The following is a 14568-nucleotide window of genomic DNA, read 5'->3' on the forward strand; positions in this document are numbered from 1 at the left end:
TTTATACATTCATACCGCCATCCACACTGATGACCTGTCCTGTAATATAATCTGCTTTCTCAGATGCCAGAAATACTGCTGTATTGGCAATATCCTCCGGTTTTCCAAACCGTCCCAGGATAATCTGCCTGCAGGCCGCTTCTTTCACGCTGTCTCCCAGAACCTCTGTCATCTCTGTATCCACAAAGCCCGGTGCAATGGCATTTACTGTAATTCCTCTGCTTCCCAGCTCTCTGGCCATAGTCTTTGTCAGACCGATCACGCCAGCCTTGGATGCTGCATAATTGGCCTGTCCTGGATTTCCCAGAATGCCGGACACAGAAGAAATATTGATAATTTTACCGCTGCGCTGCTTCAACATCTGTCTTGCACTGTGGCGGATTGTATTAAAGGTTCCCTTCAGATTAATATTTAATACAGCATCAAAATCCTCTTCCTTCATTTTCATAATCAGCCCATCTCTTGTGATCCCGGCATTATTCACCAGAATATCCAAATGTCCAAACTCCGTTACCACATCCCTGATCATTTTCTCGCAGGCTGTAAAATCACTGACATCGCATTGGCAGGTAACAGCTTTTCCACCCTGTTCTTCAATCAGTTGTTTTACCTCTGAGGCTTTTTTTTCTGAGCCATTATAATTGATAATTACCTGTGCTCCTTCTTTTGCCAGAGCCACAGCAATGGCTCTGCCGATTCCTCTTCCTGCTCCTGTGATCAGAGCTACTTTATTTTCCAGCATTTACAGACACTCCTTTCTGACCGTTTCCAGATCCTCTGCCTTTTCCACATGAAGAGCCTTCACATTTCTGTTGATCTTTTTCAGGAAACCTGTAAGTGTTTTTCCGGGTCCGATTTCCACAAAGGTATCCACCCCGTCACGGATCATAGTTTCCACGCACTGCTGCCAACGTACAGAAGAGAACACCTGCCTTACCAGAAGTTCTTTTACTGAATCAGGTTCTGTTACATATCCTGCAGTAACATTAGTGACATATGGTATGGAAAATGGCTGCAGCTCCACTGCTTCCAGTGCCTGTCCAAGCTTCTCACCTGCGCCCTTCAGCAATTCACAATGAAAAGGACCACTGACCTTCAGCGGGATCACTCTTCTGGCTCCTGCTTCTTTCAAAGCTTCTCCTGCAGCAGAAACTGCCTTTTCCTCTCCTGTGATCACGATCTGTCCCGGACAGTTATAATTGGCAACAGAAACAATACCTTCTGTCTCTTCGCATACCTTCTCGATCAGCCCTGCATCTGTTCCCAGAACTGCTGACATAGCACCACCTGTGGGATAAGCCTCCTGCATATAGATGCCTCTTTTTCTTACCACCTCAAAAGCATCCTTCTCCTTCATCACTCCGGAAGCAATCAGTGCACCATATTCTCCCAGGCTCAGTCCTGCGTTTACCTGAGAATGGATTCCTGTTTCCTCCAGCGCGCGGAGCATGGCAATTTCCGCAGTAAGCATGGCAATCTGTGTATATTCCGTAATATTTAATCTGTCCTCTTCTTCAAAACATAAAGCCCTGACATCCAGCCCGCTGGCTTCAGACGCTGTCTGGAAAACCTGGCGGCATACCGGAAAGTTCTCATAAAAATCCTTTGCCATTCCGGTATACTGGGCACCCTGTCCAGGGAAAACAAATGCAATCTTGGACATATATTATTTCCTCATCTTTCTCCACTCTTGTCAGTTATATATTGCAATATCAGGACAAAAAATATTTTTCCTTGATATTCCATTAGTTTTACAATAAAATATTTTGTATGTCAAAGTATATATTTAAAAAATTCTCCCCGGAGCCTGGTAACAGCCAGGTCTCCAAGGAGTTCTGCTTCACTTTATTATGCTTCTACGCCTTTGTTTTTAAGGTAATCTATAACTGCACCAACAGTTGTCAGATCTGTAAGCTCCTCTGCCGGGATCTCAATATTATATTCGTCCTCAAGAGCCATAACCAATTCAAACAGATCAAGGGAATCTGCTCCCAGGTCATCTTTAAAAGAAGTCTCAGAAGTAATCTCGGATGCATCACAATTTAACTGCTCTGCGATCATTTTGCTCATTTTTTCTAACATTGCTTTTTTCTCCTTTAATTAAGTCCTGCAGTATGATTCGGTTATTATCTCTCTGCCGGATGTTTTATTTCATAATTACTTTGATACTCAAAGTATATATGCTCCTATTCCGTTTGTCAAGCACTATTTTTGTTATCTTATTATTATCAGGAATCCTTAAATTTAATCTGCCGTGCCACACTGAGAGCAAGTCCCATTTCTGCCATAAGGAATACAATGGATGTCCCTCCATAGCTGATAAATGGCAGCGTAACTCCTGTATTCGGCATCAGGTTTACCACAACCGCAATATTCAGGATAACCTGCAGCGCAATGTGGATAAAAATACCACTGACCATCAGTGACCCAAACATATCCGGCGCATTCTGTGCAATAAAAAATAATCTATACAAAAGATAGGCATATAGAAGCAACACAATGATCCCACCGAAAATCCCCAATTCCTCACAGATAATAGAAAAAATCATATCATTCTGTGCTTCCGGCACACTTCCAAGCTTCTGGATACTGTTGCCCAGCCCTCTGCCGAAAAAACCTCCGGAACCAATGGCATACAGAGCCTGTATTGTCTGATAGCCCCAGGTATCTGCAAAATCCTCCGGGTGCAGCCATACCATAATACGGCGAAGACGGAAGCTGATATCTCCGTCTACGCTGACTGTTGCATTCAAAAACATGACCACAGCTGCAATCCCGGCAAGTCCTGCTCCTCCCAGGATAAAAAATATTTTTGTATCCGGATGTGCCACAAAGATCAAACCAATCGTAATCGCAAAGATAATAATTGCTGTACTCAGGTTATCTGTAAACTGGTAAGCCCCAAACGCAAGCAAACCACCTACGCCCAGCAGAACCATACATGCTTTCAGAGTTTTGATCCTGCGTCCCATTTTGATGATCATGTAGGGCAGACACACGATGACTGCCACTTTTGCAATCTCTGATGGCTGAAACTGGATCGGTCCGATCTGCAGCCATCTCTGGGCACCATTGGCAGCGGTTCCCAGAGGGGTTTTTACCAGAAGCATAAGTCCAAATGCTGCTACATATAAAATTGTAGTAAAATAATGCAAAATATGATAATCAATTCTGGAAATGATCAGGGCCATCACAACACACGCTACACTGATCGCTGCCTGTTTTTTAAAATAAAACATATCATTTCCATATTTCACTTCCGCCATATAGGAACTGGTACTGTACAGCATAACCAGTCCAAAGCAGATCAGAAGCACTATAACTGCCACCAGACTGTAATCGTAATAATCTGCCCTGGCATGCTGTATGGATCTGCCTGCTTTTGCACCAGAAATCCTGCTCTGCTTCTGCGTTTTTGTTTTCTGCATGGAATCACCTTCATTATATCGCTTGTTACCATTCATCTTATGATAACCTTTTATCTTTTTCGTATTATAGCAGAAAGTTTCCGCAGACGCAATGAATTACCATAATAACATTTAGTCTTCGTCTGAAATTTCCACCGGATCTGTCTCAAAAATAAATTTTACATTTCCGTCCATATCAGAAGTTTTGTCTGTAAAGGTTGTATACATAACATCATCAGACTGAATTGCCTCAAAACGATCCAGGATCTTCTGCAGATCTTCGGTGACTGTCTCATCCAGTTTCTCAATTCCTTCTTTATAAAATTTCTCCTGGCCATCATACAGTTCTTTTGCTCCGTCCTTCAGATCACTGATTCCATTCTTTAACTGATCACTTCCATCCGCCAGCTTATCAGCACCAGCCTGCAGTGTACCCACTCCGGAAACCAAACTGCTGGTTCCGCTCTTTAAAGTCTTGGTTCCGCTTGCAAGGGTACCTGTTCCATTTGCAAGCGTATCTGCCCCGCTTGCCAGCTTGGAGGCTCCGCTGTTTAATGAAGAGCTGTTCGCAGAAAGCTGAGAAGCTCCACTGGTAAGAGCTCCGCTGTTGGAGGCAAGTGTTCCTACGCCACTTACCAGTTGTCCGGTAGCTGAACTGATCTGAGAGATACCGCTTGTCAAAGTCTTTCTGGCATCTTTAAGAGTCTTAGCTCCCTTCAGCAAAGCACTGGCATTGGCATTATTTTTGCCCTGCAAAGTTGTAATACCATCTGTAAGGGTCTGACCTGACTTCAGAAGTGTATCTGCTCCTGAGATCATCTGCTCAGTGCTTGCCTTTGCCAGGCTTTCATAACCGCTCTGAAGCTTTGTGTTGGCTGTTGTCAGCTGATCAGAACCAGCCTGCAGCTGTTTTACTCCCTCAAGCATAACCGGAAGCTGTTCCTCCATCTGGGTAAATAAAGTGCTCATTCCATTAACGCCCTGAGAAAGCTGTGTTCCAAGTCCGGAAAGCTGTGCTCCGCTGCTCTTCAATGCTTCATCATTTGCTGTCAGTGTCTGTGCTCCTGCATTCAGCGTATCTACTGCTGTTTTTACATTCTGCATTCCGGAACTCAGAAGCTCCAACTGTTTTTGAAGGGTCTCTACACTTGAATTAACAGTTTCTTCCTGGGTTTCTGCAGTTGCAGATGCTGTCTGTGCAGAACTCCTCAGTGCTGATGCTGTCGCCTGCAGCGCTGAGGTATCCGGTGCTGATGCTGTAATCGTAGAGGTATCAATACCTGAAGCTGTAGCCTCTGCTGCCTGTACAGAGCCCAGTGCACTGTTTACTGCAGATGCCACTGCTGCTGCAGTTTCCTCATCCATGTTACTGTAATCAATATTGTTCAGTGCAGCTTCTGCGGCCTCCAGACTTCCATTCACAGAGCTGATACCTGCTTCCACAGAAGAAGCATCCACTGAAACCTCAGAAGCATTACTGATCCAGGATTCAATTTCATCAGCCTGACTGTTCATAGTATCCGCACTGCTGTCCAACTGTGCGGACATGGCATTTGTTCCCTGCTGAATGGAAGAAGTCTGAGAGGAAGCCAGCCTATTCAATGAGCTTTCCAATGAGGATAAACCTGCTGCCAGCTTTTCCACACTGTCTATATATTCCTGTACCTTTTCAGTATATGCAGATACGCCATCTGTATACTGTGTTACATTCTGTCCGAAATTCTTGATCATGTCAGGATCAATCTGTGAAGAAAGGGCTGTCATTTTCTCTGCTGCAGACTGTATTCCCTTTACTGCTGTATCAATTCCCGGAACCATCTGACCCATTCCCTCAACCAGGCTCTTGATTCCTCCTGCATACTGGCTTACGCCTCCCGCCAGCTGACTGGCTCCGGCAATATACTGTTTCATTCCATCTGTCAGTGTGGTAGCTCCATTGACGTAATCCTGTACACCTCCTGCCAGCTGATTGCCTCCTGCAACATACGCATTTACACCGTCGCTCAGGGATTTCATTCCTGCCTGATACTCTTCCATTTTACTGTCCAGTGTATTTACACCTGCTGTATATTGTCTGATTCCTGCAGAAAGAGTATCCGCTCCTGAAGTATAGGAGGATACGCCGCTATCCAGGGATTTCGCTCCTGTACTTAAGGTTTTTGCCCCACTGTCTACTTTCTGGGCACCTTCATCCAGGCTCTTTGCTCCGTCATCCAGTGTCTTGGCGCCATCACTTAACTCATTTACTCCCGACCGAAGGCTGCTGATTCCATCTGCAAATTCTTTATATTTTTCATTTAAGGTATCTGTTCCGTCATACAGTTCTTTAGAACCATCTACAAGTTTCAGGGCAGCCTCCTTCAGATCATTCATGGAATCCTTCAGATCATCCAGTCCATTCACATCACCCAGATCCATGTTCTTGAAAATATCTGTCAATGCAGCAGTAAAGGTAGAACTCATTTCACAGTCTGTAACATCTGCCTCCATGGTAAATCCTTCTGGAATATCAATCTTATCTGCCATATCAGAAGTAAGATCCAGACTTTCTTTCAATCCCGGCATTCCCAGACCTACTACCACATTTCTGCTTCCATCGGAAATAACTTTTCCATTATCCACTGTAATATTACTGAAATTATCTGTGGACAGGATCATTCCTGTAACCATAACAAAGGGCGAATAAATCTCTGTCTGTTTTCCGTCAATTTTAGTTGTCTTTTTAGAATTATTGGTATAGGTGACCACCATCTTCAGATGTCCTGTTCTGCCGGCCAGCTCCTCCGGAGAAATCTCAGTTCCATCCATATAATATTTAATACTTACAGAAACCGGTAAATCCTTATCTGTTTTACCCTGATAATAAATATCTTTGCCGTCTGTATTCCAGGTAAGATTATCACCTTTCTGAGTAAAGGTCTCATCGCCCTTCACATTTTTAATATCTGTCAGGTCTGAAGTATCCTCCACATCAGTGGAATTTTTTCCTGAATTTTTCAGCCAGTCAGATACCGTTACATCTGTAACTTCTCCCTCTGCGGTTGTATTTACATAAACGGTCTCTTCCTTTGAAACATCACCGCTTCCTGTCTGCACTGCTGCCATCACGGTTCCTGCACTTAAAACTGCTGCCATTCCTGCTGCCAGAGTAGCGGCTGCTGCTTTTTTTCTGTTTCTGTTCATAATAAATTACTCCTTTATATTCTATCTCTTTACAATAAGCTTCCTTAACAAATCAATCTCTTATTTTGTCTTCTCTTCTACCTTTTTTTCTTGGCAAATCCAATAGATGTATGGCAGATAAGCGGGTCAAATATCATAAACATTGCCGGCAATACCAGAAGTACAACTAAAGTACTGATAACCGCGCCACGAGAAAGCAGGTTTGTGATACTTCCGATCATGTCAACCTGTGTATAGAGGCCAACACCGAAGGTTGCTGCGAAGAAACTGCATCCACTGATCACAATTGACTTCATGGAAGTCTTATGTGCAATAGCAATGGCTTCTTTCTTGCCTTTTCCAAGGCCTCTCTCCTTCTGATATCTGCTGGTCATCAGGATCGCATAGTCAACAGTTGCACCCAGCTGGATACATCCGATAACGATACTTGCTACGAATACAACTTCCTTTCCCTGATAATATGGAACAGACATATTAACAAAGATTGCAAATTCAATAACTGCAACCAGGATAACCGGAAGAGAAATGGATTTGAATACGATCATGATAATAATAAAGATTGCCAGGATGGAAATGGTATTTACTGTCTTTAAGTCTACATCTGTAACATCCTGTAAATCCTTTGTCAGAGGTGCTTCACCAATTACCATGGATTCAGGACTGTAACCTTTTACAATCTTCTGAATCTCATCTATCTGGTTATTTACTTCATCTGTTGCTGTCTTATATTCAGAACAGATAAATTCCATTTCATATTCATCACTCTCCATCATCTTCTTCAGATCACTGGGAATCATGGTATCAGGAAATGCGGCACCTACGAAGGAATCCATTCCCAGTGCCCATTTCACACCGTCAACATCTTTGATCTGGTTAAGCATTTCTGTTTTCTCTTTTGTTGTCAGTCCCTTCTTTAGCAATACCATATGTACATTATTCATGTTAAAGGTATCCTGAAGCTTTGCATTTGCCACATTACTATCCAGCGTAGAAGGCAATGATTTATCAATATTATAGTAGTTTTTCAGATTATTGTTTCCGTGGATAGCCGGGAAAAGCATTACCAGGAAAATGATCAGCCATACTTTATAATGCTTTGTAATAAAAGCAGAGGCCTTGTCAAAGCTTGGAAGCAATGGCTTATGTGTTGTCTTCTCAATTGCTCCGTCAAAGGTAAGTACCAAAGCCGGAAGTAAAGTTACACAACATAAAACACCGATCACAACACCCTTTGCCATTACAATACCCATGTCACGTCCAAGTGCAAATGTCATAAAACAAAGTGCGATAAATCCTGCAACAGTTGTAATGGAACTTCCGATTACGGATTTGAAGGTTGCATTGATAGCATGTGCCATAGCTCTCTCTTTATCACCTTCAAAGCGTTTCTTATTCTCTTCATAGCTGTTCAGCAGGAAAATAGAATAGTCCATAGTAACACCCAGCTGAAGTACTGCTGTCAAAGCCTGAGTGATGTAGGAAATCTGACCAAGGAAAATATTACTTCCCAGATTATACAAGACTGCCACACCAATACAGAGCAGGAAAAGTACCGGAACCACCAGGGAATCCATTGCAAGAAGCAGGACTACCAGAGAAAGGCAAGACGCAATCACAACATAAATCGGCATTTCCTTAAGCGCGATCTGCTTGATATCAGTAACAATACCTGTCATTCCACTGACAAAACAATTCTTTGAAGTAATCTTACGAATCTGTGTTACAGCTTCCATGGAAGTTTCTGATGATGTTGTATTATCAAACAAAGCAATCATCATAGTGGCATCTCCCTTGAAAAACGCATCTCTCAAATCCTTAGGAAGCATTTCCACAGGTACAGACAGATCTAATACACTGTCATACCACAAAACCTTTTTCACGTGATCTACAGCCTCTATCTTTTCTTTCAAAGCTGCCACATCCTTTAATTCCATATCCTCCACTACGATCATGGAGAAGGCTCCCATTCCAAACTGATCTACCATAATATCCTGACCCTTTACTGTTTCCAGAGTATCCGGCAGATAGCTCAGTACATCATAGTTGATTCTGGTGGCCGCCATACCAAGATATGACGGGATCAGCAATGCAATTCCAATGATAATGATCAGTATTTTGTGTTTTGCAATCCACTTTCCTACCTTAATCATCCTTTTCTCCTCTTCTTTCTTATTGATACTGTTTAATCATTCTATGACCAACAGTCATTTTTTATTTCATGAAATGTTATATACCAAAACTGACTGTCAGTCAATAATCATTCTTCACAATTTGCCTAAATTTTTTCAGAATAAAAATGTAATATTGACTTTCAGTCATTTTTGTTTAAAATAAAAAATAAGAATGTATGAAAGAGGGAACTGTAATGGGAAAACTGGAGCTGAATAAGAAAAAGAAAAAAGATGCTCTGTTCACTACCGCTTTTGAGCTATTTACCACAAAAGGGCTTACAAAAACCACAATTTCAGATATTGTAAATCAGGCAGGTGTAGCCAAGGGAACTTTCTATCTTTATTTCAAAGATAAATATGATGTCCGAAATAAACTTATCTCCCACAAGACAGGGGAGCTTTTTTATCATGCCCATGAAGCATTGGCTCAAACTGATATCTGTGATTTTGAAGAACAGGTACATTTTATTGTAGATTATATACTTACAGAATTAGACAGAGACCATACTCTCCTTCTTTTCATCTCCAAGAATCTCTCCTGGGGAATCTTTAAGGGTGCTTTTGAGGAAAAAATGCCAGATGAAGACTACCATTTCTATCAGTCCTATCTGGATATGCTTTCAAAAAGCAGGGTTACCTACGAAAATCCGGAGCTGCTTCTTTTCACTATTATTGAACTGGTCGGCTCCTCCTGTTACAGCTGCATTCTCTATCAGCAGCCGGTACCTCTGGTACAGTACCGGCCTTATCTGCATGCCTCCATTACTGCCATTATGAAGACTTTTGAGGCAGCTCCTGATCAGCCTGTTTAAATTTTATATGCTATTTGCAGTCTTTACATGATGCCTTGCAAGGATTATCAAAGCTGGGATTAAAGGCATAGAAATTCTTTGCATCCAGATTCTCCTGAACAGACCGCAGCGCTTCTCCAAATCTCTGAAAATGTACGATCTCTCTGGCTCTCAGAAATCTGATGGGATCTGCTATCTCCGGCATATCCCGCACAACGCGCAGGATATTATCATAGGTTGACCTGGCCTTCTGCTCTGGGGCGACCTCGTAAGAACAACATAGCTGGAAACCCTTGAAAATACGCCATTTTGCGTAGGACAAGCCTTTTCCTGCTACGATTGCATAAGAACAAAAACATAGAAAAATGAAGATGAAGCAAGCTATCCTACATAGTTCCAATGGTTTCAGCAACTAAGACGTTCAACAATGAGCGTCTATTTTTTTACCCAAAATGAAAGGAGAATCAAACATTATGAAAAAGATTATGAAGCGATTGCTTACAGGTGTACTTACCCTTGCAACCGTATTTACTGCATTACCTGTCACACAGGTTCATGCTGCGGATTCCGTCTATACTACTACGGACGGTAAAGCAGGAACAATCGTCAAGATTGACAATGGCGGTTCAGAGGTTTCCAGCTTTGAAGAAAGCATAATGAACGCTGACGGGCAGATTGCCTACTGTATTGATATAAACACAAATTTCCAATCGGGATATAAGAATCGTATCAATGCAACAGAGCGAATGAGCGACGACCAAATATCTGATGTGGCGTTGAATCTGGAATACGTCAAACAGTATGCAGAAAAGCACAGTCTTTCCAGCAAACAAGTCTATCTGTTGGAACAATGTGTTGTCTGGCGAAGATTGAGCGTTCACTTAGGCTGGGGGTACAACAATGTACGAGCTGCCTATGATGAAGTGTCAGAGAAAATCCAGTCAGAAGTCTATGAGAACGCAAAGGCTTTCGCTAAAGAAAATAAAGACCGTTACGATTGCGGTGGTTACATCTATGTTGGTGAAGGACAGGACTTAGGACAGTTCTGGGCGAAGTTAGCTGTCGGTGATGGCAAGATTCAGAAATCGTCCAGTAATACAGCGATTACAAAATCTAATGACTGCTATTCTTTATCTGGTGCGACTTATGGTGTCTATTCTGATAAAGGCTGCACGAAATCAGTTGCCACACTTATGACAGATGGCAACGGGAATACGGATACGGTGGAGTTGAGATCTTCTACATACTATGTAAAAGAAATCGAAGCTCCAAAAGGATTCCAGTTAGATAACAACGTCTATACCCTTACGGTAAAGGCTGGTGAAACTTCCACATTGAAAGTCAGCGATACACCAAAAGTCACAGACACTTTGGTTGAGCTTTTCAAGATTGATATGGAAACAGGAAAAGCAACCGCACAGGGTAACGCTTCTTTAGAGGGTGCGGAGTTCGTCTGGAAGTATTATGACGGTTATTACACAAAAGATAATCTTCCATCAGAACCAACACGCACATGGACGACAAAGACAAAAGCGGAAAAAGGCAGCGATAACACTATCCACTATATCACAAGATTGGCAGATTCCTATAAGGCATCTGGTGACATCTTCTATACACAAAACGGTACTATCTGTTTACCGCTTGGTACTATCACTGTAGAAGAAAAAGCTGCTCCAAACGGTTACTTGTTAGATGGTGCTTATATGCAAGCCGCTGGAAGTTCTGAACAGATAAAAGGCGTGTATGTGGCACAGATTACAGAAGATGGCGAACTTGCAGCATTAAGCGGCAGCAACCAGTATTCCGTATCGGACAAGATTATCCGTGGAGGTGTGCGAATCCAAAAGCGTGACCTTGAAACAAAAGACACAAAACCACAAGGCGGTGCAACATTGAAAGATACTGCCTTTGAAATCATTTCCTTAAATGATAATGCGGTATTGGTAGATGGCAAATTATACAACAAAAATGAAACAGTCAAGACAATCCATACAGGCGTTGACGGTAGCGCTACGACTGACGCTGATACACTTCCTTACGGTCACTATAAAATTTCAGAATCCAAAAATCCGACAGGATATTTGACAACTGGTGCGGTTGACTGTGAGTTTGACATTGTGAATGACGGTGAAATCATGGATTTAACAGATGAAGCACATTCCATCTACAACCAGATTATCCGTGGGGATATCGAGGGTGTGAAAATTGGTGACGGTACTCACAAGCGACTTACGAATGTTCCCTTTAGGATCACAAGCAAGACGACTGGTGAGAGCCATATCATTGTTACGGACGCAAACGGTCAATTCTCCACTTCTTCTGACTGGGTATCTCATAAACAGAATACCAACGCCGGAAAGACCAGTGAGGACGGTATCTGGTTTGGTACTTCCACACCAGACGACAGCAAAGGTGCATTGCTTTACGATACTTACACAATCGAAGAATTACGCTGCGATTCCAACAAAGGAATGACGCTGATTCCGGCGTTTGATGTAGTGGTGTCAAGAAATAAAGTAGTCGTGGACTTGGGTACACTCACAGATGAATATGAACCAGAAATCATTATCCATACGACTGCCACAGATAAGGTGACAGGTGGAAAATCAATCGTTGCCGGAAAGAGCGTGACTATCGTTGATACCGTCACTTTAGATGGTCTGACAAAAGGCACAAAATATCAGTTGAAAGGCTGGCAGATGGTGAAGTCTGAAAATGCACAGCTTTTGATTGACGGTGAACCCGTGGAAAATGATTACACATTCACTGCGAAAAAATCAGAAATGGAAGTTGAGGTTTCCTATACGTTCAATGCTTCTGCTCTTGGTGGCAAAGACCTTGTGACATTCGAGGAATTGTACGATTTATCCAATCCAGACGAGCCTACAAAGGTGGCAGAACATAAAGATATTGAGGACGAGGGGCAAACAGTGACGATTACGGAACGTATCATCACTATGCACACAACCGCTACTGATAAGGCGACAGGTGAAAAGACGATTGAAGCAGACGACAAAGTAACTATCGTTGATACGGTCACTTTAGATGGTCTTGAAAAAGGCGTGAAATACACTCTTAAAGGTTGGGAAATGGTGAAGTCTGAAAATGCTGAACTTCTAATGAATGGCAAGCGTGTAGAAAATGACCTTACTTTTACTGCCGAGGATTCTAAAATGGAGGTTCAGATTGAATTTACATTCAATGCTTCGGAGCTTGGCGGCAAAGAGCTTGTGACATTTGAAGAATTATATGACGTAACCAATCCAGACGAGCCTATCAAGGTAGCTGAACATAAGGACATCAAGGACAAGGGGCAGACTGTGACGGTCAAGGAAAACCTGGAATCCCCTACAGCACCAGAAGAACCTAGCACACCAACAAAGACAAGCGATTCACCAAAAACAGGTGACAACACACCATTTGTCGCATTGTTCGCCATGATGGGAATTTCCGCTGCTGGTCTTATCTTTGCCGGATATAAGAGATTCCGCAGAGTAAAGAAGTCTAAATAATACAGGAGGTATCGGTTTATGAAAGCAACTCCCCGTTCACCTCCCATCATAAAAAAAGTCAGTCCGTGGCTGGCAACTCAACTAAATTCTGCTTGATTAACATTTATCTTTCTGAATGGGGATTGTCAAGGGTGCGGCAGCACAACGCTTGCCCTTGATAATTCACAGGCAGACAGATATTATTCCGATAGCAGAATGACACAATCAATCATTAAAAATATAGAAAGAAAAGAGGTAAACAATTTATGGAATTAAAACACGTTATCCCAAATATGGAAAAAACATTCGGAACTTTAGAATTTGCTGGTGAGAATAAGGTGGAACAGCGTAGGATCAACGGACGTATGACGGTCGTTTCCCGTAGCTTCAACCTTTATTCGGACGTACAGAGAGCAGATGATATTATCGTGGTGCTGCCTGCTTCTGCTGGTGAGAAGAACTTTGAATCAGAGGAAAAGGTAAAACTTATCAATCCCAAAATCACTGCAGAGGGTTATAAAATCGGTACAAGAGGATTCACAAATTATATCTTATCGGTTGACGATATGGTGAAAGCATAAGGAGGTATTGAGTATATGAGATTAGCAAACGGAATCATTATTGACAAGGAAAAGACTTTCGGAGTATTGAAATTCTCCGCATTAAGACGAGAGGTACATATCCCGAATGAGGACGGTACGGTTTCTGAAGAAATCAAAGAACGTACCTACGATTTGAAGTGCAAAGAACAAGGACGTATGATACAGGTAAGTATTCCGGCTTCTGTTCCGTTAAAGGAATTTGACTACAATGCAGAGGTGGAAATCATCAATCCTGTGGCTGATACGGTGGCAACCGCTACGTTTCAAGGTGCAGACGTTGACTGGTATATCAAGGCAGATGATATTGTCTTGAAGAATAAGCATTCTGTGTCAAACACTATGACAAATCCATCACAAACAGTAACAAAAATAAATAAGCAATAATTGCTTCATCTGCAAAATGATATTATAATTATTGGCATATAGATAAATCGATGGAAAGGAATTAGTACAAATGTTAAGAAAAAATATTCTTATATTCATAAAAAGAAATACGCTTATTTCTGCATTTTTTATAATATCTATAGTCATCATTACTTCATATTATTTAACACTGGATTTGCCCGAACTGTTTAGAGGAGCCGAACAATGGTTTAATCTTTTATTTCAATTATCTGTTGGATATATAATAAATTTTATGTTTTATATCACACAAGTTTATGTTCCTAACAATAAGAGGGATTCTATTGCTAGAAGAAATGTTTCTATGCGATTAAAACAAATTATAAAAAATATGCGAAACAGTCTATCTTCGCTTGCAGAAATTTATTTAGATGGTTATACAGGTACTGATTATACTGCTGAAGAATTGTCTAGTTTGTTACAGTTACGATTTTCAGATAAAGTGAAAGTTTTAAATGCAAATAGGACTACTCGAGAAAATATGGTTTATTTTTCTGTAAGAGAATGGCTTGGAGAGTGTA

11 protein-coding genes and 1 pseudogene are annotated in these 14568 nt (G+C 41.8%); 5 read left to right on the top strand and 7 right to left on the bottom strand.

The annotated features are described in order from the left end of the window. Position 1: 1 nt before the first annotated feature. The 6 genes from fabG to H8Z82_RS05995 form a co-directional block, all read right to left on the bottom strand. Positions 2 to 742, bottom strand: a complete 741-nt coding sequence (fabG, locus tag H8Z82_RS05970; RefSeq protein WP_186994568.1) for a 3-oxoacyl-[acyl-carrier-protein] reductase — start codon at positions 740 to 742, stop codon at positions 2 to 4. Beyond that, positions 743 to 1663, bottom strand: a complete 921-nt coding sequence (fabD, locus tag H8Z82_RS05975; protein ID WP_186994569.1) for an ACP S-malonyltransferase — start codon at positions 1661 to 1663, stop codon at positions 743 to 745. It lies immediately after the preceding gene. Between the two features lie 185 nt (positions 1664 to 1848). Continuing rightward, positions 1849 to 2082, bottom strand: coding sequence for an acyl carrier protein (acpP, locus tag H8Z82_RS05980; RefSeq protein WP_019162354.1), 234 nt, complete (start codon positions 2080 to 2082; stop codon positions 1849 to 1851). A gap of 146 nt (positions 2083 to 2228) precedes the next feature. Next, a complete protein-coding gene (locus H8Z82_RS05985; RefSeq protein WP_019162355.1) occupies positions 2229 to 3464 on the bottom strand; it encodes an FtsW/RodA/SpoVE family cell cycle protein in 1236 nt (411 codons plus the stop codon). Between the two features lie 75 nt (positions 3465 to 3539). Continuing rightward, positions 3540 to 6590, bottom strand: a complete 3051-nt coding sequence (locus H8Z82_RS05990) for a YhgE/Pip domain-containing protein (RefSeq protein ID WP_186994570.1) — start codon at positions 6588 to 6590, stop codon at positions 3540 to 3542. A gap of 77 nt (positions 6591 to 6667) precedes the next feature. Further along, on the bottom strand, positions 6668 to 8740 hold the full coding sequence (locus H8Z82_RS05995) for an efflux RND transporter permease subunit (protein ID WP_019162356.1): 2073 nt from the start codon (positions 8738 to 8740) through the stop codon (positions 6668 to 6670). Between the two features lie 215 nt (positions 8741 to 8955). Here H8Z82_RS05995 and H8Z82_RS06000 point away from each other — a divergent pair, with 215 nt between their 5' ends. Continuing rightward, on the top strand, positions 8956 to 9573 hold the full coding sequence (locus tag H8Z82_RS06000; RefSeq protein WP_019162357.1) for a TetR/AcrR family transcriptional regulator: 618 nt from the start codon (positions 8956 to 8958) through the stop codon (positions 9571 to 9573). 10 nt (positions 9574 to 9583) lie between these two features. Here H8Z82_RS06000 and H8Z82_RS06005 read toward each other — a convergent pair. Continuing rightward, positions 9584 to 9820 (bottom strand): annotated as a pseudogene (locus H8Z82_RS06005) (manganese catalase family protein); the annotation flags it as partial. Between the two features lie 205 nt (positions 9821 to 10025). Here H8Z82_RS06005 and H8Z82_RS06010 point away from each other — a divergent pair. The 4 genes from H8Z82_RS06010 to H8Z82_RS06025 all read left to right on the top strand — a co-directional run. Next, positions 10026 to 13064 (top strand): VaFE repeat-containing surface-anchored protein, encoded by a 3039-nt coding sequence (locus H8Z82_RS06010; protein WP_186994571.1) that lies wholly within the window; start codon positions 10026 to 10028, stop codon positions 13062 to 13064. Between the two features lie 245 nt (positions 13065 to 13309). Then, the gene (locus tag H8Z82_RS06015; protein ID WP_186994572.1) at positions 13310 to 13624 is read left to right on the top strand and encodes a YdcP family protein; all 315 of its coding nucleotides are present in this window, start codon (positions 13310 to 13312) and stop codon (positions 13622 to 13624) included. 15 nt (positions 13625 to 13639) lie between these two features. Beyond that, a complete protein-coding gene (locus tag H8Z82_RS06020; protein WP_186994573.1) occupies positions 13640 to 14029 on the top strand; it encodes a YdcP family protein in 390 nt (129 codons plus the stop codon). Between the two features lie 70 nt (positions 14030 to 14099). Then, positions 14100 to 14568, top strand: a 469-nt coding sequence (locus tag H8Z82_RS06025; protein WP_186994574.1) for a hypothetical protein, incomplete at its 3' end; no start/stop codon positions are given.

This window comes from Blautia difficilis, assembly GCF_014297245.1.
Lineage (GTDB): Bacteria > Bacillota > Clostridia > Lachnospirales > Lachnospiraceae > Blautia_A > Blautia_A difficilis.

Coding starts and splice junctions, on each gene's coding strand:
- fabG (WP_186994568.1), bottom strand. CDS start 742: ATGCTGGAAAATAAAGTAGCTCTGATCACAGGAGCAGGAAGAGGAATC.
- fabD (WP_186994569.1), bottom strand. CDS start 1,663: ATGTCCAAGATTGCATTTGTTTTCCCTGGACAGGGTGCCCAGTATACC.
- acpP (WP_019162354.1), bottom strand. CDS start 2,082: ATGTTAGAAAAAATGAGCAAAATGATCGCAGAGCAGTTAAATTGTGAT.
- H8Z82_RS05985 (WP_019162355.1), bottom strand. CDS start 3,464: ATGAATGGTAACAAGCGATATAATGAAGGTGATTCCATGCAGAAAACA.
- H8Z82_RS05990 (WP_186994570.1), bottom strand. CDS start 6,590: ATGAACAGAAACAGAAAAAAAGCAGCAGCCGCTACTCTGGCAGCAGGA.
- H8Z82_RS05995 (WP_019162356.1), bottom strand. CDS start 8,740: ATGATTAAGGTAGGAAAGTGGATTGCAAAACACAAAATACTGATCATT.
- H8Z82_RS06000 (WP_019162357.1), top strand. CDS start 8,956: ATGGGAAAACTGGAGCTGAATAAGAAAAAGAAAAAAGATGCTCTGTTC.
- H8Z82_RS06010 (WP_186994571.1), top strand. CDS start 10,026: ATGAAAAAGATTATGAAGCGATTGCTTACAGGTGTACTTACCCTTGCA.
- H8Z82_RS06015 (WP_186994572.1), top strand. CDS start 13,310: ATGGAATTAAAACACGTTATCCCAAATATGGAAAAAACATTCGGAACT.
- H8Z82_RS06020 (WP_186994573.1), top strand. CDS start 13,640: ATGAGATTAGCAAACGGAATCATTATTGACAAGGAAAAGACTTTCGGA.